Origin of the sequence: Microbispora sp. NBRC 16548, from assembly GCF_030268985.1 — a bacterium.
Taxonomy (GTDB): Bacteria; Actinomycetota; Actinomycetes; order Streptosporangiales; family Streptosporangiaceae; genus Microbispora; species Microbispora catharanthi.
Genome location: NZ_BSSF01000026.1, coordinates 1 through 25981, shown reverse-complemented (window position 1 = coordinate 25981; position 25981 = coordinate 1). Strand labels below are relative to the sequence as shown.

The 25981-nt window shown below is 70.8% G+C and carries 28 protein-coding genes and 2 riboswitches; of the genes, 20 read left to right on the top strand and 8 right to left on the bottom strand.

Features of this window, described 5'->3' with window-relative positions; all coding sequences use genetic code 11:
- The first annotated feature begins 50 nt into the window (after nt 1-50).
- The 5 genes from folP to QSK36_RS40170 are packed head-to-tail and all read left to right on the top strand — an operon-like array spanning nt 51 to nt 2716.
- Nucleotides 51-923 carry a dihydropteroate synthase gene (folP, locus tag QSK36_RS40190; RefSeq protein WP_183543301.1) on the top strand — a complete coding sequence of 291 codons (873 nt, stop codon included), beginning with the start codon at nt 51-53 and terminating at the stop codon, nt 921-923.
- 22 nt (nt 924-945) lie between these two features.
- Nucleotides 946-1371 carry a nuclear transport factor 2 family protein gene (locus QSK36_RS40185; protein ID WP_182903623.1) on the top strand — a complete coding sequence of 142 codons (426 nt, stop codon included), beginning with the start codon at nt 946-948 and terminating at the stop codon, nt 1369-1371.
- Nucleotides 1368-1751: a dihydroneopterin aldolase gene (gene folB, locus QSK36_RS40180; RefSeq protein WP_285786027.1), complete on the top strand. Its 384-nt coding sequence runs from the start codon at nt 1368-1370 to the stop codon at nt 1749-1751. Before QSK36_RS40185 ends, folB begins: the two co-directional genes overlap by 4 nt.
- Nucleotides 1748-2248, top strand: a complete 501-nt coding sequence (gene folK / locus QSK36_RS40175) for a 2-amino-4-hydroxy-6-hydroxymethyldihydropteridine diphosphokinase (protein WP_139580294.1) — start codon at nt 1748-1750, stop codon at nt 2246-2248. Before folB ends, folK begins: the two co-directional genes overlap by 4 nt.
- 18 nt (nt 2249-2266) lie before the next feature.
- Nucleotides 2267-2716: a DUF3180 domain-containing protein gene (locus tag QSK36_RS40170; protein ID WP_139580293.1), complete on the top strand. Its 450-nt coding sequence runs from the start codon at nt 2267-2269 to the stop codon at nt 2714-2716.
- A gap of 3 nt (nt 2717-2719) precedes the next feature.
- Here QSK36_RS40170 and QSK36_RS40165 read toward each other — a convergent pair whose 3' ends face one another.
- The gene (locus QSK36_RS40165; protein WP_502883446.1) at nt 2720-3913 is read right to left on the bottom strand and encodes an NADH-quinone oxidoreductase subunit D; all 1194 of its coding nucleotides are present in this window, start codon (nt 3911-3913) and stop codon (nt 2720-2722) included.
- A gap of 139 nt (nt 3914-4052) precedes the next feature.
- On the opposite strand from QSK36_RS40165, the gene QSK36_RS40160 reads away from it, so the two are divergent.
- A complete protein-coding gene (locus tag QSK36_RS40160; RefSeq protein ID WP_285786026.1) occupies nt 4053-4403 on the top strand; it encodes a type II toxin-antitoxin system RelE/ParE family toxin in 351 nt (116 codons plus the stop codon).
- Between the two features lie 2 nt (nt 4404-4405).
- A complete protein-coding gene (locus tag QSK36_RS40155; protein ID WP_139580291.1) occupies nt 4406-4753 on the top strand; it encodes a helix-turn-helix domain-containing protein in 348 nt (115 codons plus the stop codon).
- 42 nt (nt 4754-4795) lie between these two features.
- On the opposite strand, the gene QSK36_RS40150 is transcribed toward QSK36_RS40155, so the two are convergent.
- Both QSK36_RS40150 and QSK36_RS40145 read right to left on the bottom strand, forming a co-directional pair.
- Nucleotides 4796-6067, bottom strand: a complete 1272-nt coding sequence (locus QSK36_RS40150) for an aminotransferase class V-fold PLP-dependent enzyme (RefSeq protein ID WP_502883447.1) — start codon at nt 6065-6067, stop codon at nt 4796-4798.
- Nucleotides 6068-6117: 50 nt separating this feature from the next.
- A riboswitch (SAM riboswitch) is annotated at nt 6118-6233 on the bottom strand.
- A gap of 60 nt (nt 6234-6293) precedes the next feature.
- Nucleotides 6294-6971, bottom strand: a complete 678-nt coding sequence (locus QSK36_RS40145; protein WP_183543309.1) for a pentapeptide repeat-containing protein — start codon at nt 6969-6971, stop codon at nt 6294-6296.
- Nucleotides 6972-7047: 76 nt separating this feature from the next.
- Between QSK36_RS40145 and QSK36_RS40140 the strand changes: the two genes are divergently transcribed.
- Nucleotides 7048-8247, top strand: a complete 1200-nt coding sequence (locus QSK36_RS40140) for a cytochrome P450 (protein ID WP_285786024.1) — start codon at nt 7048-7050, stop codon at nt 8245-8247.
- On the opposite strand, the gene QSK36_RS40135 is transcribed toward QSK36_RS40140, so the two are convergent.
- The gene (locus QSK36_RS40135) at nt 8227-8577 is read right to left on the bottom strand and encodes an antibiotic biosynthesis monooxygenase family protein (RefSeq protein ID WP_183543313.1); all 351 of its coding nucleotides are present in this window, start codon (nt 8575-8577) and stop codon (nt 8227-8229) included. The genes QSK36_RS40140 and QSK36_RS40135 overlap by 21 nt on opposite strands.
- On the bottom strand, nt 8574-9554 hold the full coding sequence (locus QSK36_RS40130; protein WP_285786023.1) for an SAM-dependent methyltransferase: 981 nt from the start codon (nt 9552-9554) through the stop codon (nt 8574-8576). Before QSK36_RS40130 ends, QSK36_RS40135 begins: the two co-directional genes overlap by 4 nt.
- Before the next feature lie 161 nt (nt 9555-9715).
- On the opposite strand from QSK36_RS40130, the gene QSK36_RS40125 reads away from it, so the two are divergent.
- Both QSK36_RS40125 and panC read left to right on the top strand, forming a co-directional pair.
- Nucleotides 9716-10606 carry a Rossmann-like and DUF2520 domain-containing protein gene (locus QSK36_RS40125; protein WP_139580285.1) on the top strand — a complete coding sequence of 297 codons (891 nt, stop codon included), beginning with the start codon at nt 9716-9718 and terminating at the stop codon, nt 10604-10606.
- Nucleotides 10597-11451, top strand: a complete 855-nt coding sequence (gene panC / locus QSK36_RS40120; protein ID WP_285786022.1) for a pantoate--beta-alanine ligase — start codon at nt 10597-10599, stop codon at nt 11449-11451. The genes QSK36_RS40125 and panC overlap by 10 nt, the downstream gene beginning before the upstream one ends.
- A 13-nt stretch (nt 11452-11464) precedes the next feature.
- On the opposite strand, the gene QSK36_RS40115 is transcribed toward panC, so the two are convergent.
- A complete protein-coding gene (locus tag QSK36_RS40115) occupies nt 11465-12109 on the bottom strand; it encodes a class I SAM-dependent methyltransferase (protein ID WP_285786021.1) in 645 nt (214 codons plus the stop codon).
- Nucleotides 12110-12169: 60 nt separating this feature from the next.
- Here QSK36_RS40115 and QSK36_RS40110 point away from each other — a divergent pair, with 60 nt between their 5' ends.
- Genes QSK36_RS40110 through lysS form a run of 4 tightly spaced genes read left to right on the top strand, consistent with a single transcriptional unit; the run spans nt 12170 to nt 17938 of the window.
- Complete coding sequence (locus QSK36_RS40110; RefSeq protein WP_285786020.1) at nt 12170-12820, top strand: TetR/AcrR family transcriptional regulator; 651 nt, start codon at nt 12170-12172, stop codon at nt 12818-12820.
- Between the two features lie 45 nt (nt 12821-12865).
- Nucleotides 12866-15403, top strand: a complete 2538-nt coding sequence (locus tag QSK36_RS40105) for an L-aspartate oxidase (RefSeq protein WP_285786019.1) — start codon at nt 12866-12868, stop codon at nt 15401-15403.
- Nucleotides 15404-15410: 7 nt separating this feature from the next.
- Nucleotides 15411-16193, top strand: a complete 783-nt coding sequence (locus QSK36_RS40100) for a type III pantothenate kinase (RefSeq protein ID WP_079319601.1) — start codon at nt 15411-15413, stop codon at nt 16191-16193.
- A 59-nt stretch (nt 16194-16252) separates the two neighbouring features.
- Nucleotides 16253-17938, top strand: coding sequence for a lysine--tRNA ligase (lysS, locus tag QSK36_RS40095; protein WP_285786018.1), 1686 nt, complete (start codon nt 16253-16255; stop codon nt 17936-17938).
- A 108-nt stretch (nt 17939-18046) separates the two neighbouring features.
- On the opposite strand, the gene QSK36_RS40090 is transcribed toward lysS, so the two are convergent.
- Nucleotides 18047-18970: an NADP-dependent oxidoreductase gene (locus QSK36_RS40090; RefSeq protein WP_285786017.1), complete on the bottom strand. Its 924-nt coding sequence runs from the start codon at nt 18968-18970 to the stop codon at nt 18047-18049.
- A gap of 97 nt (nt 18971-19067) precedes the next feature.
- On the opposite strand from QSK36_RS40090, the gene QSK36_RS40085 reads away from it, so the two are divergent.
- Nucleotides 19068-19478 carry a winged helix-turn-helix transcriptional regulator gene (locus QSK36_RS40085; protein ID WP_139580278.1) on the top strand — a complete coding sequence of 137 codons (411 nt, stop codon included), beginning with the start codon at nt 19068-19070 and terminating at the stop codon, nt 19476-19478.
- 73 nt (nt 19479-19551) lie between these two features.
- The gene (locus QSK36_RS40080; protein WP_139580277.1) at nt 19552-19800 is read left to right on the top strand and encodes a helix-turn-helix domain-containing protein; all 249 of its coding nucleotides are present in this window, start codon (nt 19552-19554) and stop codon (nt 19798-19800) included.
- 51 nt (nt 19801-19851) lie between these two features.
- On the opposite strand, the gene QSK36_RS40075 is transcribed toward QSK36_RS40080, so the two are convergent.
- On the bottom strand, nt 19852-20901 hold the full coding sequence (locus tag QSK36_RS40075; protein ID WP_259405803.1) for a C40 family peptidase: 1050 nt from the start codon (nt 20899-20901) through the stop codon (nt 19852-19854).
- Between the two features lie 60 nt (nt 20902-20961).
- A riboswitch (cyclic di-AMP (ydaO/yuaA leader) is annotated at nt 20962-21115 on the bottom strand.
- 406 nt (nt 21116-21521) lie between these two features.
- Here QSK36_RS40075 and QSK36_RS40070 point away from each other — a divergent pair.
- From QSK36_RS40070 to QSK36_RS40055, 4 genes are all read left to right on the top strand, one after another.
- Nucleotides 21522-22073, top strand: coding sequence for an amino-acid N-acetyltransferase (locus QSK36_RS40070; protein WP_139580276.1), 552 nt, complete (start codon nt 21522-21524; stop codon nt 22071-22073).
- Between the two features lie 147 nt (nt 22074-22220).
- The gene (locus QSK36_RS40065) at nt 22221-23624 is read left to right on the top strand and encodes an RDD family protein (RefSeq protein ID WP_285786016.1); all 1404 of its coding nucleotides are present in this window, start codon (nt 22221-22223) and stop codon (nt 23622-23624) included.
- A gap of 1297 nt (nt 23625-24921) precedes the next feature.
- Nucleotides 24922-25269, top strand: coding sequence for a histone-like nucleoid-structuring protein Lsr2 (locus QSK36_RS40060; RefSeq protein ID WP_139580912.1), 348 nt, complete (start codon nt 24922-24924; stop codon nt 25267-25269).
- A gap of 477 nt (nt 25270-25746) precedes the next feature.
- Nucleotides 25747-25981 (top strand): Clp protease N-terminal domain-containing protein (locus QSK36_RS40055; protein ID WP_285781838.1); only part of this gene is annotated, 235 nt, incomplete at its 3' end.

The following is a 25981-nucleotide window of genomic DNA, read 5'->3' as shown; positions in this document are numbered from 1 at the left end:
TCCGCTCCTGCCCGACAGGCACCGAGTCTCGGGGCACTAGTCTTGACCCCATGACCGCAGCGAGTGTGCCCGGTATGCCCGAGTCTGGGCGCTGCTTGGTCATGGGCGTGGTCAACGTGACCCCCGACTCCTTCTCCGACGGCGGGCAGTGGTTCGACGTCGACGTCGCGATCAGGCACGGCCTCGATCTGGTGGCCGAGGGCGCCGACATCGTCGACGTGGGCGGCGAGTCCACCCGCCCGGGCGCGGCGCGGGTGTCCCTGGAGGAGGAGCTGCGCCGCGTCGAGCCGGTGATCCGCACGCTCACCGAGGAGGGCGTGACGGTCAGCGTCGACACCATGCGCGCGGAGGTGGCCGAGGCGGCCGTCGCGGCAGGGGCGAAGCTCGTCAACGACGTGAGCGGCGGGCTGGCCGACCCGGCGATGCCTCGGGTGGTGGCCGCGACCGGCGTGCCCTACGTCGTGATGCACTGGCGCGGGCACAGTCGCGACATGGACAGCCGGGCCATCTACGGCGACGTCGTGACCGAGGTGGCGGAGGAGCTGCGCAAGCGGGTCGACTCCGTGCTGGCCGAGGGCGTGCGGGAGGAGCAGATCGTGCTCGACCCCGGCCTCGGATTCTCCAAGAACGCCGAGCACAACTGGGCCCTGCTGGCCGGCATCGGTGAACTCGACCGCCTCGGCCGCCCGTTGCTGATCGGAGCGTCGAGGAAACGCTTCCTCGGCCGCCTGCTGGCGGGGCCGGACGGCGAGCCCCGGCCGTTCGACGGCAGCGACGACGCCACACTCGCCGTCACCGCGCTCGCCGCGCGGGCCGGCGCGTGGTGCGTGCGGGTGCACCGGGTGCGGGCGAACGCCGACGCGGTGCGTGTGGCCGCCGCGTGGAGGGCAGCAGCCGTACGACACGCTGACGAGGGCCGGTGACGACATGCCGACAGGGACGCCGATGAAGGACATCGAGGAGCTCAACCAGGCGTTCTACAACGCCATCGAGAGCGGCGACCTCGACAAGATGTCGGAGATCTGGATAGAGGACGTCCCGGGACGTCCTGCCATGTGCGTCCACCCCGGCTGGCCCATGCTGACCGGCCGGTCGGAGGTGCTGCGCTCCTGGGCGCTCATCATGGCCAACACGCCGTACATCCAGTTCGTGCTGACCGACGTGCAGACGAACGTGATCGGGGACGTCGCCGTGGTCACCTGCGCGGAGAACATCCTCACGGCCGCCGACACCGACGAGCCGGGCTTCGCGGCCGGCCGGGTCGTCGCCTCCAGCACCTACGTGCGGACCGGGACCGACTGGCGGCTGTGGCTCTACCACGGCTCACCGGTCCTGCAGAGCGACGACGACGAGGAGGATCAGGAGCAGTGACGGCGCGGGCGGCGACCGGTCGCGACACCGTTCGATTGACGGGTCTGCGGGCCCGAGGCAGGCACGGCTGCCTGCCCGCCGAGCGTGAGCTGGGCCAGGAGTTCGTGATCGACATGGCCCTGTGGTTCGACACCGCCCCCGCGGCGGCGGCCGACGACCTGACGCTCACCGTGGACTACGGGGCACTGGCGGCGGAGCTCGTCGGCATTGTGGAGGGCGAGCCGGTCAACCTCATCGAGACCCTCGCCGAGCGGCTGGCGGCGGCCTGCCTGGCTCACGAGCTGGTCGAGGAGGCGGAGGTCAGCGTGCACAAACCGGCGGCGCCCATCCCGCTGCCGTTCGGCGACGTGGTGGTGACAATCAGAAGGGGCCGCGCATGAGGGTCGTGATCGCGCTCGGCAGCAACCTCGGCCGCCGCATCGAGAACCTCCAGGGAGCCGTCGACTCGCTGTTCGACGCCCCCGGGCTCACGTTCGTGGCGGTGTCGCCGGTCTACGAGACCGATCCGGTCGGCGGCCCCGAGCAGGGCCCCTACCTCAACGCGGTCGTGATCGCCGAGAGCATGCTCGACCCCCGCACGCTGCTCGACCGCGCGCAGAGCGTCGAGAACGCGTTCGGCCGCGAGCGCAGGGAGCGGTGGGGCCCGCGCACGCTCGACGTCGACCTCATCACGGTCGGGAATCTCATGTCGGACGACCCCGAGCTCACGCTCCCGCATCCCCGGGCGCACGAGCGGGCTTTCGTGCTGGTCCCGTGGGCGCAGGCCGATCCGGCGGCGGTGCTGCCGGGGCGCGGGTCGGTGGCGGCCCTGCTGGCCGACACGGACCAGAGCGGGGTGCGGCTGCGGACCGACCTCGTGCTCGAACCCCCGGCCTGATCGACGAGGAGTCCCCGCGTGAAGCCCAGCAATCCCGGCGTGCTCGTCGGTCTCGTGGTCGTGTTCGCCTTGCTCACCTGGGGGCTGCTGCGGCAGTTCTACTCCGTGGTGCCGACCCTGCCGTGGACCGCGATCCCCACCACGCTGCTGCTGGCCGTCGGCGAGGCGTACACGGGCTGGCTGACCCGGGCGAGGATCCTGCGCCGCCCGCACACCAAGCCCGTCGAGCCGCTGGCCGTCGCCCGCCTGGCGGCGCTGGCCAAGGCCACGGCGTACGTCGGGGCGGCGTTCGGCGGCATCTTCGCCGGGTTCGTGGTGCACGTGCTCGAACTGCTCGACCTGGACAAGCCCCGCCAGGACGCGTTGATCGGCGGCGGATCATTCGTGGCCTGCGTGATCCTGATCTGCGCGGCGCTGTTCCTCGAGCACTGCTGCCGGGTGCCCGGCAAGCCCTCCGGGGAGGCGTGACCCCTACTTGTCGATGTCGCCCACCACGAAGAACATCGAGCCGAGGATCGCGATCATGTCGGCGACCAGGTTGCCCGGCAGCATCTCCCGCAGCACCTGGATGTTGTTGTAGGAGGCGCTGCGCAGCTTGAGCCGCCACGGCGTCTTCTCGCCCCGCGACACGAGGTAGTAGCCGTTCAGGCCGAGCGGATTCTCCGTCCAGGCGTACGTGTGGCCCTCGGGCGCCTTCAGCACCTTCGGCAGCCGCTGGTTGATCGGTCCCGGCGGCAGGTGCCGCAGGCGCTCGACGCAGGCGTCGGCCAGGTCGAGGGAGACCTTGACCTGTTCGAGCAGCACCTGGAACCGGGCCTGGCAGTCCCCGGCCGACCGGGTCACGACCTTTACCGGCAGCTCGCCGTACGCCAGGTAGGGCTCGTCGCGCCGCAGGTCGAAGTCGACGCCCGAGGCCCGCGCGATGGGGCCGCTCACGCCGTACTGCATGATCGTCTCTCGGTCGAGCACGCCGACGCCGCGGGTGCGCGCCAGGAAGATCTCGTTGCCGGCGATCAGTTCCTCGATGTCGGGCAGCCGCCGCCGCACGGCCGCGACGGCGGCCGTGACGCGGTCGAGCCAGCCCAGGGGCAACTCCTCCTTCAGCCCGCCCACCCGGTTGAACATGTAGTGCATGCGGCCGCCGGAGATCTCCTCCATCACGTGCTGCAGGGTCTCCCGCTCGCGGAAGGCGTAGAAGACCGGCGTGATCGCGCCGAGCTCCAGGGGATAGCTGCCGAGGAACATCAGATGGCTGAGCACGCGGTTGAGCTCGGCCAGCAGCGTCCTGGCCCACACCGCCCTGGGCGGGGGCTGCATGCCCAGCATGCGCTCGACCGCGAGCACGACGCCCAGCTCGTTGGCGAACGCCGACAGCCAGTCGTGCCGGTTGGCGAGCACGATGATCTGCCGGTAGTCGCGCACCTCGAACAGCTTCTCCGCGCCGCGGTGCATGTAGCCGACGATCGGCTCGGCGGCCGTGATGCGCTCGCCGTCGAGGACGAGCCGCAGCCGCAGCACGCCGTGGGTGGAGGGGTGCTGCGGGCCGATGTTGAGGATCATGTCCTCGGTGGCCAGCTCCCTCGCCTGCACGGCGTCGGCTCCCGCGCCGATCCCCACGATGCGTTCCCGGCGCCCGCCCTCCTGCTCGGTCGTCATGCCGTCCATGCTTTCACGCTCATCACGTGGGAGCGAAGACGGCGAAGGCATCAGTCAAACTCGACCGTCGTCCCATGCCTACGGCAGTAGCCTGCTGTCCGGCTTAAGGCTAGCCTTGATTTCGGGGAGGGCACTCTTGGCTTGGACGGTGAAGGTCACAGATGAGTACGCCGCCTGGTTCAGGACGCTCCTCAAGGAGGATCTTGACTCGGCGATCCAGGTCGCTCAGGCCGTCGCCGCTCTCCGGGAGGAGGGGCCAACGTTGGGCAGGCCTCTCGTCGACCGGCTCAAGGGAAGCTCCCTGCACCATCTCAAGGAACTACGTCCGGGATCGCGTGGGCGATCGGAGATCAGGATCATCTTCGCCTTCGACCCCGCCCGGGCGGCGCTGCTGCTGCTCGGCGGCGACAAAGCCGGCAACTGGAACCGGTGGTACAAGGAGAACATCCCCCTGGCCATACAGCTGTACCTCGACTACACCAGCGACGAAGAGGAGTGAATATGTCGAAGAGGGTGCCGGGGGACTGGGCTGACCTTGAGCGGGAACTGCACGAGGCCGGCGTCTCTCCTTCCGTAATCGAGCAGGGCGCCAGAAAGCTTCTCGCCGAGGCGCGCGGTCATCAGCTCGCCGAGGCGCGAAAGCAACTTGGGCTCGGCCAGAGGGATGTCGCGGCTGTCATGGGTCTGAGCGTTGCCCGGATCTCACAGATCGAGCATGGAGAGGTCACATCCCTCGAGGTCATCGCTCGCTATGTGGAGGCGCTCGGGGCCCGCTTGGACCTGGTCGTCGACTTCGGCGATCGGACGTTGCGCCTGCCTGTCAGCGAGAAGTCGACGGATGCCGCTTGATTGGGGACCTCTTGGGCGAGATCCCCAACTCACTTTCCGTCTTCAGGCGGTGGCGATCTCGCGTAGGGCCTCGACGAGGCGGTCGACGTGTTCGGTGGTCGTGCCGATGCCGACCGAGGCGCGTACGGCGCTGAACGTGCCGTCCGCGCAGCCGCCGTCCTCACCGCCGCCGAGGAGGTGGCGGACGAACGGGTGGGCGCAGAACTTGCCGTCCCTGACGCCGATGCCCCACTCGGCCGACAGCGCCTCGGCGACCTCGCGGGCCGTACGGCCCTCGACGGTGAACGACACGATGCCGACGCGCGGGTGGTCCTGGCCCCACAGCGACAGCTCGCGTACGCCGGGGATCGCGGCGAGCCCGGCGCGCAGGCGGGCGAGCAGCCGCTCCTCCTCCCGCACCAGCGCGGTCCAGCCGGTCGCGGTCAGCGCGTCGCAGGCGGCGGCGAGCGCGATCGCGCCGAGCACGTTGGGGGTGCCCGCCTCGTGCCGCGTCTCGGGGTCGTCGCTCCACTCGGTGGTCTCGCCCACCGCCTGTACGGCTCCGCCGCCGCGCAGGTACGGATCGGCGTCGGCGAGCCAGTCGGGGCGGCCCACGAGCACCCCGGCGCCGAACGGGGCGTAGAGCTTGTGCCCGGAGAAGGCCACGTAGTCGAGGTCGAGCGCGGCCAGGTTGAGCTCGCGGTGGGGGACGAGCTGGGCGGCGTCCACGGCGATCCGCGCGCCGTGCCGGTGCGCGATGTGGGCCAGCCCGGCGATCGGCCACAGCTCGCCCGTCACGTTGGAGGCGGCGGTCACGACGAGCAGGGCCGGGCCGTCGATCGCGGCCAGCGCCTCGTCGGCCGCCCGGATCGCCTCGCCGGGGAAGGCGGGCGGCGCGAGCCGTACGGCGTTCGGCCAGGGCAGCAGAGATGCGTGGTGCTCGGTCTCGAACACGACGACGGTGGTGCCCTCGGGGAGGCTGCGGGCCAGCAGGTTCATGGCGTCGGTCGTGTTGCGCACGAAGACCAGCGCGTCGCCGGGGCGGGCGCCGACGAAGGCCCGCACGGTGTGCCTGGCCTGCTCATACCTGGCCGTCGTGAGCTGCGAGGCGTAGCCCGCACCCCGGTGGACGCTGGAGTAGGCCGGCAGCGCCGCCGCGACGGCGGCGTTCACCGGCTCGAGACAGGGCGCGCTCGCCGCGTAATCGAGGTTCGCGTACGACACGAGCCTGCCGCCCCTGACCGGCACCTCCAGGTCGGCGCCCACGACAGCCGGTAGGCGCACGGGCTCGGAGATGCGGTTGACGGCCTGCTGGACGAAGGTGAGTGCGGACAACGCCATGCCTCCTCGGGGTCGGGACCCCGGCCATGGCATCGGAAAGGCGGAGCCCGCGCTTGCCCGGCACACCTCGTGCCGGACCCGGTCCTCACCCGGGGCACCCCGCCGCGAGCGCGAGGGTTGCCGGCCAGCAAGCCGGGGCTTGACGCTGGCACTCATGACCTGGACGGCACTATAACCCGACACCGCCCTCCGGCCGCAAGTGCGGACGACCCGAGCGAAGTCAGTCGTTGTCGACCGTGACACCCAGGATGTGGGCGAACATCGGCGCGAGTTCCATCAGCTGGACGCCGCTGATGGTCGCGCCGCGCAGCGCGTCGTAGCCGTCGGAGATGCCGAGGGACACGGCGCCGCGCAGGTCGACGCGGGACATGCGCGCCTTGTCGAACCGCACCCGTTCCAGCGTGGAGCCGGGGAAGGCGACGCCGGTCAGCGTGGCGCCCGCGAAGTCCACGTCGCGCAGCGTGCACTCGACGAACGAGACCTCCCGCAGGTCGGCCGCGCGGAGGTTGACCGAGTCGAGCTTGCATCGGTGGAAGAGCACGTGGTTCATCTCGGCGCCGGGCAGCGCCGTGCCGGCCGGGGCGCTCATGACGATCTCCGCGTCCGCCCAGACGGACTCGGTGAGGTCGCCGCCCACCCAGCGCACGCCGTTCAGCCACACGTCCGAGAACCGGGCGCGCCGGAATCGGCCGCCGGCGAACGTCACCGAGGCGAACGCCGACTCCATGAACCGGGCGTTGGACGCCTCGGCGTCCTCGAACTCCCGCCCGTCGAACAGGACCGTGTCGTAGTCGCCGCCCTGAGTGAGCCGGCCCTCGAACGGTTCGAGGTGATCGGCATAGGGCAACTCGCCGAGTTCGCGGGGTTCCCTGCGATGCTGTTCGCGGCGCTTCGGCATCGCCCCAACCTACGCCATGACGGACCCGCACGCCCGTACTCCCAGGCGAGGCCTTTCATCCGTATTGTTGTCCATTGTGAAGTTTGATCCCTGGAATTCCGAGTTCATCGCGTACCCCTATGACGCCTATCGCGACCTGCGCGACAACGATCCGGTCAGCTTCTTCGAGCCGACAGGGCAGTGGCTGATCGCCCGCCACGCGGATGTGAACGCGCTGCTGCGCGACCGGCGTCTCGGCCGGTCCTACCTGCATGTGGCGACGCACGAGGCGTTCGGCCGCGAGCCCGAGCCGGAGTTCCAGGAACCGTTCTGGCGGGTGATCCGGGCCGGGATGCTCGACGTCGAGCCGCCGGTCCACACGCGGCTGCGCCGCCTGGTGTCCAAGGCGTTCACGCCCCGCATGGTCGAGTCGCTGCGTCCCCGCGTACGGAAGATCGCGACCGAGCTGACCGAGGGACTGGTCGAGCGCGGCGGCGGCGACCTGCTGGCCGAGGTGGCCGAGCCGCTGCCGGTCACCGTGATCGCCGAGATGCTCGGCGTGCCCGAGGCCGACCGCCACCTGCTGCGCCCCTGGTCGGCCGACATCTGCGGGATGTACGAGCTGAGCCCCTCGCTGGAGGTCCAGCACACGGCCGTACGCGCGGCGACGGAGTTCGCCGGCTACCTGCGCGAGCTGGCCAGGGCACGCAGGGAGCGGCCCGGCGACGACATGATCTCGGCGCTGGCCCAGGTGGTCGACGACGGTGACCGGCTGACCGAGGACGAGCTGATCGGCACCTGCGTGCTGCTGCTCAACGCCGGGCACGAGGCCACGGTCAACGCCACCGGCAGCGGGTGGTGGGCGCTTTTCCGCAACCCGGGCGAGCTGGAGCGGCTGCGCGCCGACCCCGGCCTGATGCCGACGGCGGTCGAGGAAGTGCTGCGCTACGACACCCCGGCGCAGATGTTCGAGCGGTGGGTGCTGGAGGACATCGAGGTCGGCGGGGTGACGATCCCCCGGGGTGTGGAGATCGCGCTGCTGTTCGGCTCGGCCAACCGCGACCCCGAGGTATTCGCCGACCCGGACCGTCTCGACATCGGCCGGGCGGACAACCCGCACATCTCGTTCGGCGCCGGCATCCACTTCTGCCTCGGCGCGCCGCTCGCGCGGGTCGAGATGGCGGAGTCGTTCGGCGCCCTGCTGCGGCTGGCGCCCAAGCTGGAACTCGCCGAGGAGCCCGCCTGGAAGCCCAGCTACATCATGCGCGGCCTGGAGTCACTGAAGGTCACCGTCTGACACGACACCCGTGTGGTGGGCGCCCGTGTGGTGAGCGACCGTGTGGTGGGTGACCGTGGTGTCGTAGCCGAGCAGGACGGCCCGGGCCGCGGGCTCGACGACGGCCGTGCCGGGGTCGTCCCCGGCGAAGCGGCGGATCGCGTCCATCGAGTCCCACAGCGTCATGACCTGGATCTCCACCCGCCCGTCGGCGGCGTCCCGCCGCAGCAGGTACGCGCCACGGTGCCCGTCCACGTCGCGCAGGGAGGGCAGGACCGACGCGGTGAAGTGCCGCTCGTAGCCGTCCGCGCCCTCCGGGGTCGCGCTCGCGCGCCAGATTCTCGCGATCAAGATCTCTCCTCTCGATGTCGTGACTGGCTGAGCCAGCCGAAGCCGCCGAGACCGGCCGGGTCGATCAGCTCCGCCTCCTGGGAGGCCCGGCCGAGCGCGCGAACGTACCCGGCGGGATCGGTGGACGCCAGCGCGAGCGGCGGGCGGGCGCCGGTGACTCCCAGGTCCCGCAGCGCCTCCCGCTGCGTGGTGAGTGCGGTCGCCTCCGCCCCCGCCCGCTCGCCGGCCGCCGCGCAGGCGTCCAGCGCGACGTGGGCGGTGATGTCGCACGACCCGTCCGGTGTCGGCGGCACCACCGAGCCGTCGCGATATCCGGCGACCGTGCCGAGCGGGGGCCGCCGCCCGGCCAGATGGGCGTAGTCCACGGCGACCGCCGTGCCGCGTGCCAGCCGCCTGATCATCGAGGCCCACGCCTCGTCGCGGGGGCGGCCGATCTCGGCGCGTTCCCCCGGTGAGCGCAGCGGCCACCAGCGCTCCAGCCAGGCGAGGTCCTCCGGGCCGGGAGCGGGCCCGAGCCGTTCTTCGCCGGTCGAGGTGTCCACGAGCACCAGGCGAGGGCCGTCCGGCGTCATCTCGGCGATGTCGAGCGGCACGTTGTCCAGCCACTCGTTGGCGATCACCAGGCCGCCGGCCCCGTACGGCGCCTCCGGCTCCCAGACGACGCGCGGGTCGAGATCGCCGGGCCGGGGGGACAGGTCGACGGCGGTGACCCGCAGCCGCTTCGAGAGGTCCGGCGGCGCCGCGGCCAGCACCCGGGCGGCCAGCAGGCCGTTGCCGCTGCCCATGTCCACGAGATCGACCGGGTCGGGCCGCCCGAGGGCGGCGTCGACCCGCAGGAGCAGGCGCAGCACGGCCTCGGCGAAGGCCGGCGAGGCATGCACCGACGTGCGGAAATGCCGGTCGGGGCGCTCACGCAGGTAGAAGCCCTCCGCGCCGTAGAGCGCCCGCCGCATGGCCTCCCGCCAGGTGACCTCCACGACGCTTTAGGTTACCGACACGCCGGTGCCGTGACGAAAAGTAGTCACTTTCGTACTTATGGCTCAACATAGGCCCGTGAGAAACGGGACAAAATCCGACCGTTGGGCCACGCCCGGGCCGGCGGGAGCGCCGCCGCTACGCTGAACCGAGGGGAGGCGTCATGGAGACAAGTGACCGCCCGGCGCGGCTCGCCGTGGGAGTGCTCGGCGCGGGACGGGTCGGCTCCGTGCTCGGAGCCGCGCTCATGCTCGCGGGTCATCGGGTGGTGGCGGCCAGCGGCGTGTCCGACGCGTCGGCGCGGCGGGCCGCAGACCGCCTCGGCCTTACGCTCAGCAGGCCGGACGAGGTGATCGCCCGGTCCGAGCTCGTGCTGCTGACCGTGCCGGACGACGTGCTGCCCGGTCTCGTCTCCGGCCTCGCCGCCACCGGCGCCGACCTGCGCGGCAAGCTGCTCGTGCACGCCAGCGGCGCGTACGGCCTGGGCGTGCTCGACCCGGCGGCCGAGGCGGGGGCGCTGCCGCTCGCGCTGCACCCCGTGATGACGTTCACCGGCAGGAGCGACGACCTGACCCGGCTCAACGGCTGCTCGTTCGGCGTCACGGCGCCCGACCTGCTGCGGCCGGTGGCCGAGGCGCTGGTGATCGAGATGGGCGGCGAGCCGGTGTGGATCGCCGACCGGGACCGGCCGCTCTACCACGCCGCCCTGGCCGGCGCCGCGAACCACATGGTGACGCTCGTCGCCGAGTCGCAGGAACTGCTCGCGAAGATCGGCGTGGAGCATCCGGGCCGGATGCTCGGCCCCCTGCTGAGCGCGGCACTCGACAACGTGCTGCGTCTCGGCATCAGCGGGCTCACCGGGCCGGTGGTGCGCGGCGACGCGGGCACCGTGCGCAAGCACGTCGACGCGCTCATCCTGGCCGCCCCCGAGGCCGCGGACGCGTACGTCGCCCTCGCGAGGCTCACCGCCGACCGGGCGCTCGCGGCGGGCCTGCTCAAGCCGGAGGCGGCCGAACGCCTTCTCGACGCCCTGGGAGGGAACATATGGACCTGACCGTCGCCGCCGACCGCGCCGCCCTCGACAAGGCGAGGGACGTGCTCGGCCCCGGGAGGATCGCCCTGGTCCCCACGATGGGGGCGCTCCACGAGGGCCATCGGTCGCTTATGCGGCTGGCGCGCGAGCACGCCGACCACGTGGTGGTGAGCGTGTTCGTCAATCCCCTGCAGTTCGGCCCCAACGAGGACTTCTCCCGCTATCCCCGTACGTTCGACGCCGACCTTCGGGTGTGCGAGGAGGAGGGCGTGGGCGTGGTCTTCGCGCCCTCGGCCGATGACATGTACCTGCCGGACCGCCAGGTGGAGGTCTCGGCCGGCGGCATGGGCGGGGTGGTCGAGGGCGCCTTCCGGCCCGGCCACTTCGACGGCGTGCTGACCGTGGTGCTCAAGCTGTTCAACCTGGTGCGGCCGGACGTCGCGGTCTTCGGGCAGAAGGACGCCCAGCAGCTCGCGCTGATCCGGCGGATGGTGGCCGACCTCGACGTCCCGGTGTCGATCGTCGGCGCCCCGACCGTGCGGGAGCAGGACGGCCTCGCGCTGTCGAGCCGCAACAGGTACCTGTCCGAGGCCGACCGCCGCACCGCGCTCGCGCTGTCGCGGGCGCTCCGGGCCGGCGCGGCGCGGGCCCGGACGGCCGGGCCGGCCGGGATCCTCGACGCCGCCCGGGCCGTGCTGGAGGAGGCCGCCCGCTTCGACCCGCCGCTGCTGCTCGACTACCTGGTCCTGGCCGACCCCGCGACGTTCGCGCCGGTCGGCGACGACCACCGCGGCGAGGCGATCCTGGCCGTGGCCGCCAAGGTGGGCACCACCCGCCTCATCGACAACGTGGTCCTGACCCTGTAGCGGGCGCGGCGCCTCAGGCTTCCCCGGCCCGCAGCGTGAACCAGAAGGTGGGGAACGGGTTCGTCCCAGGTGTGACGTCGACCAGCTCCCAGCCGTCGAACCTGGCACGCAGCTCGTCGGCGGTGACGCCGGAGAATTCGTCGTCGAGCGTTCCGGGGCCATACCCGAACATCAGCAGACGTGCGCCGGGAGCGGCGCGGCGGGTGAGCCCGGCGGCGTAGGCGTCGCGGCGGTGCGGCGGGATGCCGCAGTAGCAGCTCAGGTCGAAGAACAGGTCGTAGGGGCCGGGCGCGTCCAGCTCGTCGAGCCGGGTGGCGTCTCCGTGCAGCAGCCGTGCGGCCACTCCCGCCGCGTCGGCCTTCTCCCGGGCCTGCTCGATCGCGCGGTCGACCAGATCGACGGCCACGACCTCCCAGCCGTGGCGGGCCAGATATATCGCGTTGGTTCCGGTGCCGCAGCCGAGCTCCAGGGCGCGGCCGGGCGGCAGCGCACCGTGCCCTTCCTCGCGCCCCTCCACGCGTCCCTCTACCAGGGCGACCAGCTCGGGCGGCGTCACGCCGGTGTCCCACGGCGGCTTGCCGTCCCGGTAGTACTTCTCCAGCGCTCGGCGCACGGCCTCCTCCTGATCAACGTCCGCGCCCGTGTTCGGCCTGTCCATGGCTCCTCCAGATTCTTAGAGTCAAACTCTAGTGATGGACTCTAGAGATATACTCGCGCCATGGACATCGTCAAGCGGCCGGACAAACGGGCGGAGCGCTCACGCCGCACCCGGGAGAAGGTCATCCAGGCGGCGCGGGAGCTGTTCGTCGCGCAGGGCTACGGGGCGACGAGCCTGCAGGAGGTCGCCGACCGAGCGGGTGTGGCCGTTCAGACGGTCTACTTCGTCTTCGGCAACAAGCGCACGCTGTTCAAGGACGTCGTCGACACGTCCATCGCCGGCGACACCGAGCCGGTGGCCGTCATGGACCGTGAGTGGTTCCGCGCCGCGTGCGCCGAGCCCACCGCGGCCGGTCAGTTGCGGGCGCACGTGCGCGGCACAAGTGAGATCCTCGGCCGGGTCGCCCCGCTCATGCCGATGATCGAGTCCGCCGGGGCCGCCGACCCGCAGATCGCCGCGCAGTGGCCCGACGGCCCCGATCCGCGCTACATCGTGCAGCACGCCGCGGCCGAGGCGCTGGCAGGCAAACCCGGCGCCCGGCCGGACGTCTCCGTCGCGATGGCGGCGGACCTGCTGTTCTGCCTGCTCAGCCCGCAGCTGTACCTGCTCTTCGTCCAGGACCGCGGCTGGTCGCCGGACAGGTGGGAGGAATGGGCCTGCGCCACTCTGACCGCCCAGCTCTGCACCGACCCTGGGCCGTGCCCCTCGTAGGAGGGGCCGGGGCGGCACCATCGCCGGGGGGGCGTTATCGTCATTATGACGAAAGGGGATCCCCTCATGGTGGCGCTCGCACGCAGACTCACCGCCCCCGCACCCGGCTGGACCGTCGAGGCCGACGCGGTCGTTATCGGGTCCGGCATCGCCGGCCTCACCGTGGCGCTGCGCCACGTCGAACTCGACCCCCTGGCGCGGGTGCTCGTGGTCACCAAGGACGTGTTGTCGGCCGGGTCCACCCGATGGGCCCAGGGCGGCATCGCCGCCGTGCTCGACCCCGAGGACACCCCCGACGAGCACCTGAGGGACACGCTCGTCGCCGGAGTCGGCCTGTGCGACGAGGAGGCCGTACGCGTCCTGGTCACCGAGGGCCCCGACGCGCTGAAGCGGCTGATGAGCCACGGCGCCGAGTTCGACCGCGACACCGACGGCGAGCTCCAGCTCACCCGCGAGGGCGGCCACCACCGCAACCGGATCGTCCACGCGGGCGGCGACGCGACCGGCGCCGAGGTGCAGCGGGCCCTGGCCGAGGCGGTGCTGGCCGAGCCCCGCATCGAGGTCATCGAGCACGCCCTCGCCCTCGACCTCCTCCTCGACGCCGAGGGCCACGCCTGCGGGGTCACGCTCCACGTGATGGGGGAGGGCGCCCGCGACGGCGTCGGCGCCGTACGGGCCGGGGCCGTGGTGCTGGCCAGCGGCGGCATGGGCCAGGTCTACGCGGCCACCACCAACCCCGTGGTGTCCACCGGAGACGGCGTGGCGCTGGCTCTGCGGGCCGGCGCGGTGGTCAGGGACATCGAGTTCGTGCAGTTCCACCCCACGGTCCTGTGGCTGGGGGAGGGCTCGACCGGCCAGCAGCCCCTCGTCTCCGAGGCCGTGCGCGGCGAGGGCGCGGTGCTGATCGACTCGAACGGCGAGCGCTTCATGCAGGGCGTGCACGAGCTGGCCGACCTCGCGCCCCGCGACGTGGTCGCCAAGGCGATCATGCGACAGATGGCGCGGACCGGCGCCGACCACGTCTACCTCGACGCCACCCACTTCGGCGAGGAGAAGTGGCGCTCCAGGTTCCCCACGATCCTCGCCGTCTGCCGCGAGCACGGCATCGACCCCGTCACCGCGCCCATCCCCGTCGCCCCCGCCGCCCACTACGCGAGCGGCGGCGTGCGCACCGACCTGCACGGCAGGACCAGCGTGCCCGGCCTGTACGCCTGCGGAGAGGTGGCCTGCACGGGCGTGCACGGCGCCAACCGGCTGGCCTCCAACTCCCTGCTGGAAGGGCTCGTCTACGGCGAGCGCATCGCCGCCGATCTGGCGGCCGGAAACCCGACTCGCGACCTCACGCCGCGCGAGCCCGTCCCGGCCGACGACCGGCCCGAGGGCCTGGTGGACCCGCGTACGCGGCCGAGGGTCCAGAGCCACATGAGCCGGGGCGCCGGAGTGCTGCGCAGCGACAGGAGCCTCGCGCAGGTCACCCGCGCGCTCTCCGACGCCCGCTGGACGCCGGTCGCGGTCGAGCCCTGCACCGAGTCGTGGGAGGCGACCAACCTCCTCACGGTGGCCTCCGCGCTGGTCGCCGCGGCCTCCGTGCGCGAGGAGACCCGCGGCTCGCACTGGCGGGAGGACCACCCCGACCGCGACGACGCCCACTGGCGGGCGCACATCGACATCGCCCTGACGGCGGAGGGACTGACCTTGACGTACACGCCTCACGAGGAACTGCGGACCGAGCTGGAGAAGACCGGCCTCGACCCGGACGCCGTGCTCGGTCTCGTCCGCGCCGCGCTGGAGGAGGACCTGGCCGGGGGGCAGGACGTGACCTCGGTCGCCACCATCCCCGCCGACCAGCGGGCCGTCGCCGACGTGGTGGCCCGCAAGGAGGGCGTGGTCGCCGGCCTGGCCGTGGCCGAGACCGTCTTCCGCCAGGCCGCCGGACCGGTCGAGGTCGAGCGGCACGCCGCCGACGGCGACCGCGTGCGCCCGGGCGACGTGGTGATGACCGTGCGGTGCGCGACCAGGGACCTGCTCACGATGGAGCGCACCGCGCTCAACTTCCTCACCCACCTGTCCGGCATCGCCACCCAGACCCGCCGCTGGGTGGACGCCGTCGAGGGCACCGGCGCCCGCATCCGCGACAGCCGCAAGACGCTGCCGGGGCTGCGCGCCATGGAGAAGTACGCCGTCCGGGCCGGCGGCGGGGTCAACCACCGGATGGGCCTGCACGACGCCGCCCTGATCAAGGACAACCACGTCGTCGCCGCCGGAGGCGTCGCCGAGGCGTTCCGCGCCGTACGGCAGGCCTTCCCCGGCCTGCCTATCGAGGTCGAGGTGGACAGGATCGACCAGATCGAGCCGGTCCTGGCCGAGGGCGCCGACGAGATCCTGCTCGACAACTTCACCGTGGACCAACTCGCCGAGGCCGTACGGCTGGTGGCCGGCCGGGCGCGGCTGGAGTCGAGCGGCGGGCTGACCCTGGACGCCGCCCGCGCCGTTGCCGATACCGGGGTCGACTATCTGGCCGTCGGCGCGCTCACGCACTCGGCCCCGGCACTCGACCTTGGTCTAGATCTTCGTGATGCATAATCAGGGAATGCTGCTCACCATCGACGTCAGCAATACCCACACGGTGCTGGGCCTGTTCGAGGGTGAAGAGGTGATCGAGCACTGGCGGATCGCCACCGACCCCCGCCGTACGGCGGACGAGATCGCGGTGGTGCTCCAGGGTCTGCTCGGGCAGTCGCCGCTGCTCAAGGACGCCGACATCAGCGGCATCGCGATCTGCTCCACGGTCCCGTCGGTGCTCAACGAGATGCGGGAGATGTCCCGGCGCTACTACGGCGACGTCACGGCGGTGGTCGTCGAGCCGGGTGTCCGCACCGGCGTCCCGGTCCGGATGGACAACCCGAAGGAGGTCGGCAGCGACCGCATCGTGAACGCGCTCGCCGCCACCACCCTCTACGGCGGGCCGTGCGTGATCGTGGACTTCGGCACGGCCACCTCGTTCGACGCCGTCTCGGCCCGGGGAGAGTACGTCGGGGCGGTGACCGCGCCCGGCCTGGAGATCTCGGTGGACGCGCTGGCCACGGCCGGGGCCCAGCTTCACAAGGTCGAGCTGGTCCGGCCCCGGTCGGTGATCGCCAAGAACACCGTGGAGGCGCTCCAGTCGGGCATCATCTACGGCTTCGCGGGCCTGGTCGACGGCATCGTGGACCGCATGACGGCCGAGCTGGCCTCCGACCCCGACGACGTCACCGTGGTCGCCACGGGCACCGGTGCGCCGCTCGTCATCGGCGAGGCCCGTACGATCGACGTGCACGAGCCCTGGCTCACGCTGATCGGCCTGCGGCTGGTCTACGCCCGGAACGCGTCCTGACGACTCCCTCGCGTACGGGACCATAGAAGGCAGGATCCCGTTCAGAGAGGACTGACGTGATGGACGCCGACTGGGTGGCGCGTTTCGCCGATGAGGTCATCGCCGAGGCCGAACGGCGCGCACCGGGCAAACCCGTCGTCTGCGCGTCCGGCCTCAGCCCGTCCGGCCCGATCCACCTGGGCAACCTGCGTGAGGTGATGACCCCGCACCTGGTGGCCGACGAGATCAGGCGGCGCGGCTACGAGTGCGTGCACATTATCTCGTGGGACGACTTCGACCGCTTCCGCAAGGTTCCGGTGGGCATCGACCCCGCCTGGAACGAGCACATCGGCAAGCCGCTGACCTCTGTCCCGGCCCCGCCCGGCAGCGAGTACCCGAACTGGGCCGAGCACTTCAAGGCGCCGATGATCGCCGCGCTGGCGGAGCTGGGCGTGGAGTTCCACGGCATCAGCCAGACCCAGATGTACACCTCAGGGGCCTACCGGGAGCAGGTGCTGCTCGCCATGCGCGAGCGGCGGCGGATCGACGCGATCCTCGACCAGTACCGCACCAAGAAGGCCAAGGCCAAGGAGGTCGCGGACGCCGACGAGGCCGCCGCCCTGGAGGGATCGGGGGCCGCGAGCGAGGACGACGGCTCCGGCGCCGGGGGCTACTACCCCTACAAGCCCTACTGCTCGGTCTGCGACCGCGACCTGACCACGGTCACGTCGTACGACGACGAGACCACCGCCATGTCGTACACCTGCGTGTGCGGCCACAGTGAGACCGTCCTGCTGTCCGAGCACACCCGCGGCAAGCTGGTGTGGAAGGTCGACTGGCCGATGCGCTGGGCCTACGAGGGCGTGGTCTTCGAGCCGTCGGGTGTGGACCACAGCTCGCCGGGCTCGTCGTTCGTCGTCGGCGGCCAGATCGTCCGCGAGGTGTTCGGCGCTCCGCAGCCGATCGGGCCGATGTACGCCTTCGTCGGCATCAGCGGCATGGCCAAGATGAGCAGCTCGAAGGGCGGCGTGCCGACCCCGGCCGACGCTTTGTCGATCATGGAGCCCGCGCTGCTGCGCTGGCTGTACGCCCGCCGCCGTCCCAACCAGTCGTTCAAGGTCTCCTTCGACCAGGAGATCCAGCGGATGTACGACGAGTGGGACACGCTGACCAGGAAGGTGCAGGACGGCACGGCGCTGCCGGCCGACCAGTCGGCCTACCGCCGCGCGTCGAGCACGGCCTCCCGGGCCCTGCCGGAGACGCCGCGGCGGCTGCCCTACCGGACGCTCGCCTCGGTCGTGGACATCGCCACCGGGCACGAGGAGCAGACGCTGCGCATCCTGCGCGCGTTCGACCCGGAGATCGGCGGGCTGGACGAGCTGCGGCCGCGGCTCGACCGTGCCCAGCACTGGGTGAACACGTACGTGCCCGCGGAGGAGCGCACGCAGGTGCGCGAGACGCCCGACAAGGAACTGCTCGACACGCTCGGTGAGCAGGACCGCGAGTCGCTGCGCCTGCTGGCGGAGGGCCTCGACGAGCACTGGTCGCTCGACGGGCTGACCACGCTCGTCTACGGCGTGCCGAAGGTGCAGGCGGGGCTCGACATGCACGCGAAGGCGGCCACGCCGGAGCTGAAGGCCGCCCAGCGCGCGTTCTTCGCCCTGCTCTACCGGCTGCTCGTCGGCCACGACACCGGCCCGCGGCTGCCCACGCTGCTGCTGGCCGTGGGCCGCGACCGGGTGCGCGAGCTGCTCGGTCGCGCCTGATCGGTCGTTCCTGATCCCTGCGTCCGATCTCCTGCGAGCGGGCCGGACGGCATGGCCGTCCGGCCCGCGGTCGTGTGCCGGGGCAAGCCAGGACTCCGGGTGGGGAGTTCAGGGCAGCAGGACCAGCCGGCCGCGCAGGCCGCCCTTCCGCAGGCGTTCGTGCGCCTCGGCCGCCCGCTCCAGTGAGTAGGTGCCGGCCACCCGCATGCTCAGCCGTCCCGCCTCGGCCAGCTTCGCGACGTCCCGGAGCTGGGCCGCGTCGGCGCGGACGAACACCGTCGAGACCCGGATGCCGCGCAGCGGGATGGGGCCCAGCCCGGCGCCGACGGCGACGAACGCGCCCCCGTTGCGCACGGCGTCCAGCGCGGGCAGGCCGACGACCGCCGCGTCCACCAGGCCGTGCACGCCGCCGGGAACGGCGGCTCTGACGGCGGCGGCCAGGTCGGCGCCCCTCGGCACGAACCACTCCGCCCCGAAGCCCCGCACCAGCGGCTCGTCGCCGGACGCCGCGACCGCCGCGACCCTGAGCCCCCGCGCCACGGCCAGCTCCACGAGATAGCCGCCGAGGCCGCCGGCCGCTCCCGTGACGAGCAGCGTCTCGCCCTCGGCGAGCCCGGCGAGGTCGAGCGCCTGGACGGCGGTGAGCGCGTTCAGCGGCAGCGTCGACGCCTCGGGCGCGGCCACCCCGGCGGGCGCGGGCGCGACCGCCGTCTCGTCCAGCACCACCAGGTCCGCCTGGGCCTTGAGCGGGTCCGTCAGCCGGTCCGACAGCCCGATGACCTGATCCCCCGGACGTACGCCCGTCACTCCCGGGCCGGTCCGATCGACCACGCCCGCCACGTCCCAGCCGAGTGCGTACGTCTCCTGGTGCGGCATGAGTTTGTTGTCGGCGAGGGCGCCCGCGGCCGTGAGCAGGTCGACGGGGTTCACCGCCGCCGCCTCGACCCTGATCCGCACCTGCCCCGGCCCCGGCTCCGGCTCCGCCACATCGACGACCCGTACGGCTCCGTCTCGCGCCACCAGTGCTCTCATGAGTTCCTCCTTGCGGTATGGCAAGGAGCGTATGAAGAGCTACTCTCTCCCGGTAAGAAGGCACCTGAAAGTGCGTATGGGAGGAGAAGGGAAGACGATGGCCACTCAGACGGCGGCCGAGCGGCGCGAGGACGCGCGTCAGCGCTACAACGCCTACGTCGCGACCTGCCCGTCGCGGAAGCTGCTCGACACGCTCAGCGACAAGTGGGTGAGCCTGGCGCTCACCGCGCTCGCCGGCGGCCCGCTCCGCTACAGCGAGCTGGCGAGGACGATCGCCGGCGTCAGCCAGAAGATGCTCACGCAGACGCTGCGGACGATGGAACGCGACGGCCTGGTCTCCCGCGCGGTCACCCCCTCGGTGCCGGTCCGGGTCGATTACCGGCTCACGCCCCTGGGCGAGGACCTCATGCCGCTGCTGGAGGCGATCAAGCGCTGGGCCGAGATCCACATGGAGGATGTCGAGGCGGCCCGGGAGGCGTACGACCGATGCTCCGACTCCGAACCTTGACGACCTTCCGGGGAGGCGTTTACCTTCCCTGAAGGGTGGGCCGACGAAGCATCGTCGTGGGGGAGGGCGGACGATGGGTATTCCCGAGGTCGTCTACCGAGGTGACAGTCTCGCCTCGGACCTTGATCGTGCCGGTCTCACCGAAGAGGATCTACTTCTTCTCGCGGAGCTGGCCAAGGGCGTGACCGCCGACCGGGTGGGTCGCAGTCTCGACGTCAGCGGACGCACCGTGCGGCGTCGGCTGCGGTGCATCTGCGACCGGATCGGCGTCGCGACCGCGATCGAGGCCGTCGCCTGGGCGGCACGCCGCCGCCTCATCTGACCGCCTTCGCTCTGCGGGGGAAGGGCCCGGCGCCCTCTGCGGAGGAGGGGCTCAGTCGGCGACGCGCACCGCTCCCGCGAACGGCCGTCCGGCGATCTTCGCGATGTGGACGACGTCTCCCGTCTGCGGCGCGTGGATCATGTAGCCATTGCCGATGTAGATGCCCACGTGATGCAGGTCGGGGTAGAAGAACACCAGGTCGCCGGGTCGGAGCTGGTCACGGGGGATGTGCGTGCCGGCCGTCCACTGGTCGCCCGTGTAGTGGGGCAGGCTGATGCCGACGGACTGGTAGGCCGCCATGACCAGGCCGGAGCAGTCGAAGGAGCCGGGCCCCTCGGCGCCCCACACGTACGGCTTGAGCTGCTGCCTGAGGGCCCAGCGCGCCGCCTGGGCGGCCTTGCCGTCACCGATGATGGGGAACGACGTCCTCGTCCGCGTCTCGCGGCCGATCGTCTGGGAGACCTGCCGATAGAGGCTGCTCTCGGTCTTCTTGATCAGCTTTGTGATCTTGTCGCGCCGCGAGTCGAGGCCGCTGAGGAGCTTCTTGACCTCGGCCTGCCGCGCGGAGGCGCTCTCCCTGGCCCGTGCGGCGGCGTCCATGGCCTTGGTGACCTCGGCGACCTCCTGGCTCTGCTGCAGCTCCAGCGCGTACGTCGTGGAGGCCTGGTCCAGGTAGCGCCGGGGGTCGGCGTCGCTGTCGATGAGCACGAGCGCGTTGCCGAGCCCGTTGGTCATGTAGGAGTGCTGCGCGAGAGCGCTCGCCTTCTGCCGGCGGACCTCGAGCTCGGCCTCGCTCTTGGCGAGGTTCTTCTTGGCGAGGTCGGCGGACCGCTCGGCCGCCTTCAGGCGCACGCGCTCGCCGTTGTACTGCTCGCTGAGGGTCTCGATCTCGGTGTAGAGGTTCTCGACCTGCGCCGTGAGTTCCTTGAGGCTCGGCTTGGGGTCGGCGGTGGCGCGGACCACCGGGGCGCCGAACGTGATCGCGCTGATCGCGACGCCGACGAACGCCAGACGGCGGATGGCACCCGGACCGGCCGTGCCGGATCCGGACCGTCGGCCACGGGCGTGCCTGCCCGCCGGCCGTCCTCCACGCGTGCGCAACCGAGCTCCTCTCCCACGTGTGCTCCGCGGCGGGCCCGTCGTCGGGACGGGGCCGTACGGCGGAGCACTTCTGAGCGCCTACCGGGTTAGCTGACGGGTTCGGGCCGGAGTAGCCCTACCTTGGTGGATTCACCCCTTGACGATCTGAGATCGAACCGATCCTGATCCTGCAGTTGGGTCCCCGGCTCCCCTTCGCACTCGGTGCTTCGAAGATTCGGCGCCCGGTCGCCGTGAGCGCTCACGATGACCGGCATCGTCGCTGGACGATAGTGCACGGCGAGTTCTTGCTCAACCAGAACTCCGAAACCCGTCTACGTTTGACAACCAAATGATCACGGTCGGGTCACGAGCTCGGTAGTGATGCGTCCGCGTTCACGTGTGTTTGGAGCGATCCGAGAGTTTCGATGTGCGGCTCGGACGGCTGGAAAAAGTGGGACGAACCTGGATGGTCGCCTCAGGGTGCGGGCGTGCATCCGTCCGTATCCTGGCGGCTACGGACGGTCAAACCTCATGTCAGTTGTGGCGTTTGGGAATGACCGTTATCCGTGGGGGACGCTCCGTGCCGACCGCGTGGGATCGGCCGCGTGGGATCGGCCGCGCTCCGGCTAGGCTGGCCGGTCATGGAGCAGGTCGCCGCGCAGACATCCAGTGAGTCGGGTGCCACGGCCGTGACGGTGCGCCGGGCCAGGACGCCGGACGTCCGGGCGATCCGGCGCCTCGTCGACGCGTACTCGGGTGTCGGTCCCCGCCTGCTCAAGAAGAGCACGGTCACGCTGTACGAGGACGTCCAGGAGTTCTGGGTGGCCGAGACGGACGGGCAGGTCGTCGGCTGCGGCGCGCTGCACGTGCTGTGGGAGGACCTGGCCGAGATCAGAACGGTTGCGGTGGACCCCGCGGCGCGCCGCGGAGGCATCGGCCATCGAATCGTCGGCGCGCTCATCGAGACCGCCAGGGACCTCGGCGTGCGGAGGGTCTTCTGCCTCACGTTCGCGGTGGAGTTCTTCGCCAGGCACGGCTTCAGGCCCATCCAGGGCACCCCGGTCTCCCAGGAGGTGTACGCGGAACTGCTCGCGTCGTACGACGAGGGTGTCGCCGAGTTTCTCGACCTGGAGCACGTCAAGCCGAACACGCTGGGGAACACCCGGATGTTGCTGCACCTCGACCGCCATTGATCACGATTGATGAGCATTGATCGATGATCTTGACGGTGGTTGTCGACTACTGCAAAGGTGACTGTTGATACACCTGTCGCTACTTTTGGCAATATCAGCGTGTGCTACAGACGTTCGGCGCATGCGTCTTCGAAACGAGGTGACACGGTGAGCACCGGACAGCCGCCGTACCCCCAGGACGAGTCGGACGGAACGCCACCGCCGCCATCGAACTCCGGGTACAACACGGACAGACAGCCCCAGGACTACGACCCCGACGTCACGGTCGTCAGCTACCGCCACTCGGGACAGCACACGGGCCCGCAGCAGCCGCCCGGCCACGACCCCGCGCAGGGCGGCTACGGCCAGCAGCAGGGCTACGCCGCCCAGCAGGGGTACGGTCAGCCGGCTCCGCAGCAGCAGGGCTATGGCCAGGAGGCCGCCCAGCAGCAGGGCTACGGGCAGCAGCAGTACGGCCAGCAGAGCTATGGCGCCCAGCAGGGTCAGCAGGGATACGGCCAGACCGGCCCGCAGCAGGGTTACGCCCAGCAGGGTTATGGCCAGACCGGCCCGCAGCAGGGCTACGGCGCCCAGCAGGGCCAGCAGCAGTACGGCCAGCAGGGCTACGGCGCGCAGCAGGGCCAGCAGCAGCAGTATGGCCAGCCGTCCCAGGGCGGCTACGGCCAGCAGACCGGCCCCCAGGACTACGGCCAGCAGCAGGGCTACGGGCAGCAGCAGGGTTACGGCCAGACCGGCCCGCAGCAGGGCTATGGCGCCCAGCAGAGCCAGCAGCAGAGCCAGCCGCAGGGCTACGGCCAGCAGTCCGGTTACGGGCAGCAGCAGTACGGCCAGCAGGGCTACGGCGCCCAGCAGGGCCAGCAGCAGTACGGCCAGGATCAGTACGGCCAGGATCAGTACGGGCAGCAGCAGTACGCCCAGCCGAGCTCCCCGCAGGGGTACGGCCAGCAGCCCGGTTACGGGCAGCAGCAGTACGGCCAGCAGGGCTATGGTCAGCCCGGCTTCGGCCAGCCGTACGGGGCCGCGGGGCCGGTTCCGCCCGGCGCCCCGGCCCCGCTCGCGGAGTGGTGGCAGCGCCTCGTCGCCCGCATCATCGACGGCGTGATCGTCGGCATTCCCTTAGCGATCATCACGTTCGTGATCACGGGGATCGTCGTCACCAACGCGAGCATCGACATCACGAGCGGGGTTTACAACCCCGGAAGCGGTTACTTCCTGGCGTCACTGCTCACGGCGATCCTGGGCGGCCTCGTCATGGTCGTCTATGAATTCCTCATGCTGCGGGCGCAGGGGCAGACGCTCGGCAAGAAAGTCATGGGCATCAAGGTCGTTCAGGTCGGCGGCACTCTCGACGCGGGCGGGCTTCCCCAGGACGCCGCGCTCAAGCGCGCCGGCGTGCTCTACGGTTTCGAGTTCCTGCAGTGGATTCCCGTTATCAGCTACCTCGCGAGCATCGCCTCTCTTCTGAACGTGCTGTGGCTGTTGTGGGACAAGCCGTTGCATCAGGCGCTGCATGACAAGGTCGCCAACACCGTGGTGGTCAAGGTCAAGTAACGACGACGGACGGGGTCGATGGAACGGACCATCGGCCCCGTTTTTCTATGGGTCGCTATGGCCGCGTCCGCACCGTCCGCTCACCCGGCTGTGACGGAAAATCCTTGCGGGGCCTCCCGGGCATGCCATGCTTGGGTTCACCGTCCCGAGAGGTGCCCAATGACCGCGAGACCGCCCCCGGCGCCAATCCTTAAGACTCACCCCCGCCGTCCCCCGGGTCATATCCGTCCACGGGCGGCTTAAGGAACCGTCAGGGGCGCTTATGGGGCCGTATGGAGCAGCACAGGGCCTTATGGCGCTCCCGGAAGCCCACCCGCTCTACCCGGCCGCAGGCGGCGTCCGCGGAATGCGGGGATCGTTTGGCCGTGGGAAACTCTGGCGCCGCGGCCGCCCGGGCCGTCCACGTGATTGTGCCCCCGCTCCTTTTTTCGATCTTCAGACCACCTGCCTGTCGATCTTGATGGAACCGGCCGGTCCTCTCTTTTTACGAGGCTTCCAGGCGGTGGCGATCTGGTTGCGCGTATATCCCACGAGGCGTGCGGGTCGTACGAGAAGGCTGCCGGGCCCCTTGTGAAGATCCGGCCGCCGTGACGCGGGCTCCTCGTTTCAGCCGAGCTCTTCAACGGCCGTACGTCCCCGGTCCGGCCTTTTCCGCAGGACGTGTTTGCCACTTCACACTTGTCCGCCCGTGCCTGTTCGTCCTGGTCGGCAAGCCGCTCACCTGCGGCTACGGCGTGCGCCGGGCAGAACCGGGAGGCGTGCGGCCCCGCCGCCCGCCGTCGCCGGGGAAGCGCGCAAGCGGCTGAAACGGCGGGACGGCCCAGGATCGGTGACCGCCGGGGTCGGCATTCTGGGTACGATTTCGAGTGCATCCGGTAAGGCCGCTGGAGAGACGAGGATTACCCCAGCCCTCCAGGGGCACCCCGGAAGGCGCGCCTGGTCCCTCCCGGCGCTATGGTCGTATCAGGGCGCCCGGCCCGGCAAGAGGCCGGCAGCCTTGCCACGTCCTCGGAATTTCCTCGGGTGCACCTAATGACACCCCCGGCACGAGCGAGGCAGAATGACAGAGGTATTGTCCGCCTTGATACCTTCCGTGGTCGTCGCCGGCGCGGTCGTCTACGGCATCGTAAAGTTGGTACGTTCCGACGCGGCGGGCCTCCGCACGGCACGGGAGCCACGCGAGAAGTCACCGGACTCAGAGGTTCCTGAGAATCCGCAATCATGAATTGTCAGCCAGGGGAAACCGGGTATATGTTTGGCTGACGAATCAAACTATGGGCTGCGAAAGGATTGCCGGATGGCCAAGCACACGCAGGTGATTCTCATCGACGATCTCGATGGCGGCGAGGCCAATGAGACGGTCACCTTCGCGATTGACGGCACGTCATATGAGATTGACCTGAGCGACGGCAACGCGAAGCGGCTTCGCGAGGCCCTGTCGCCTTTCGTCGGCAGCGCGCGGCGCGCGGACAGCGGGCAGGCCCGTGGGCGCCGTCGTGGCGGTGCGGGCGGTGGGGGCCAGCGAGCCATGACCCGCGAGAAGAGCGCGGAGATCCGTGCCTGGGCGAAGGCTCACGGACACCCCGTGAGCGAGCGCGGCCGCATTGCCGCCTCGATCGTCCAGGCGTACGAGGACGCGCACTAGGTCGTGACCCTTAGATCTCCTGCCTGCCGCGGTCGCCCGGGCGGCGCCTCGCCGCGTTGTCGCCCTGCCCGCGAAGATTCCTCGCAGGCTCGGAATCCCCGCGGGGCGCGGAGTCGGCGCCAATAGCTCCGCTATTGGCTCCTCCTCCGCCTCGCGATGCATCCGCCTAGACGATGCTCGCTACGGCAAGATCTGCGGGACACTTCCAAACTCGCACCTTGATCGCGCGGTTATGGCGGTCGTCGGAGGACCTGACGATCGCATAACCGCGCGATTGTGTTTGCGCTCCCTTAAAACCTCGTTCGCTTGCGGCGTATCGGGAACATGTCACCCCCAGCAGGGGGTTGGATAGAGCATGAACGCCCTGCGCTTGGGGAACCCTTCTGCCAAGGAGCGGCTTGCTGGGTCGGGGCTACCATGCGGAACGACGGGCCGGATCTCCCGCGCTCGCCTGACCGCTCTGTGAGGAGCGACGAGATGTTCGAGAGGTTCACCGACCGTGCGCGGCGGGTTGTCGTCCTGGCCCAGGAAGAGGCTCGGATGCTCAACCACAACTACATCGGCACTGAGCACATTCTTCTTGGCTTGATCCATGAGGGTGAGGGTGTGGCGGCCAAGGCTCTGGAGAGCCTTGGGATCAGTCTCGAGGGGGTGCGCCAGCAGGTCGAGGAGATCATCGGCCAGGGGCAGTCGGCGCCGTCGGGACACATCC

Bases quoted from the DNA above. Each gene is read 5' to 3' on its own strand.
- folP (WP_183543301.1), top strand. From the start codon at position 51: ATGACCGCAGCGAGTGTGCCCGGTATGCCCGAGTCTGGGCGCTGCTTG.
- QSK36_RS40185 (WP_182903623.1), top strand. From the start codon at position 946: ATGAAGGACATCGAGGAGCTCAACCAGGCGTTCTACAACGCCATCGAG.
- folK (WP_139580294.1), top strand. From the start codon at position 1,748: ATGAGGGTCGTGATCGCGCTCGGCAGCAACCTCGGCCGCCGCATCGAG.
- QSK36_RS40165 (WP_502883446.1), bottom strand. From the start codon at position 3,913: ATGGACGGCATGACGACCGAGCAGGAGGGCGGGCGCCGGGAACGCATC.
- QSK36_RS40155 (WP_139580291.1), top strand. From the start codon at position 4,406: ATGTCGAAGAGGGTGCCGGGGGACTGGGCTGACCTTGAGCGGGAACTG.
- QSK36_RS40145 (WP_183543309.1), bottom strand. From the start codon at position 6,971: ATGCCGAAGCGCCGCGAACAGCATCGCAGGGAACCCCGCGAACTCGGC.
- QSK36_RS40125 (WP_139580285.1), top strand. From the start codon at position 9,716: ATGGAGACAAGTGACCGCCCGGCGCGGCTCGCCGTGGGAGTGCTCGGC.
- panC (WP_285786022.1), top strand. From the start codon at position 10,597: ATGGACCTGACCGTCGCCGCCGACCGCGCCGCCCTCGACAAGGCGAGG.
- QSK36_RS40115 (WP_285786021.1), bottom strand. From the start codon at position 12,109: ATGGACAGGCCGAACACGGGCGCGGACGTTGATCAGGAGGAGGCCGTG.
- QSK36_RS40110 (WP_285786020.1), top strand. From the start codon at position 12,170: ATGGACATCGTCAAGCGGCCGGACAAACGGGCGGAGCGCTCACGCCGC.
- QSK36_RS40105 (WP_285786019.1), top strand. From the start codon at position 12,866: ATGACGAAAGGGGATCCCCTCATGGTGGCGCTCGCACGCAGACTCACC.
- QSK36_RS40100 (WP_079319601.1), top strand. From the start codon at position 15,411: ATGCTGCTCACCATCGACGTCAGCAATACCCACACGGTGCTGGGCCTG.
- lysS (WP_285786018.1), top strand. From the start codon at position 16,253: ATGGACGCCGACTGGGTGGCGCGTTTCGCCGATGAGGTCATCGCCGAG.
- QSK36_RS40090 (WP_285786017.1), bottom strand. From the start codon at position 18,970: ATGAGAGCACTGGTGGCGCGAGACGGAGCCGTACGGGTCGTCGATGTG.
- QSK36_RS40085 (WP_139580278.1), top strand. From the start codon at position 19,068: ATGGCCACTCAGACGGCGGCCGAGCGGCGCGAGGACGCGCGTCAGCGC.
- QSK36_RS40080 (WP_139580277.1), top strand. From the start codon at position 19,552: ATGGGTATTCCCGAGGTCGTCTACCGAGGTGACAGTCTCGCCTCGGAC.
- QSK36_RS40070 (WP_139580276.1), top strand. From the start codon at position 21,522: ATGGAGCAGGTCGCCGCGCAGACATCCAGTGAGTCGGGTGCCACGGCC.
- QSK36_RS40060 (WP_139580912.1), top strand. From the start codon at position 24,922: ATGGCCAAGCACACGCAGGTGATTCTCATCGACGATCTCGATGGCGGC.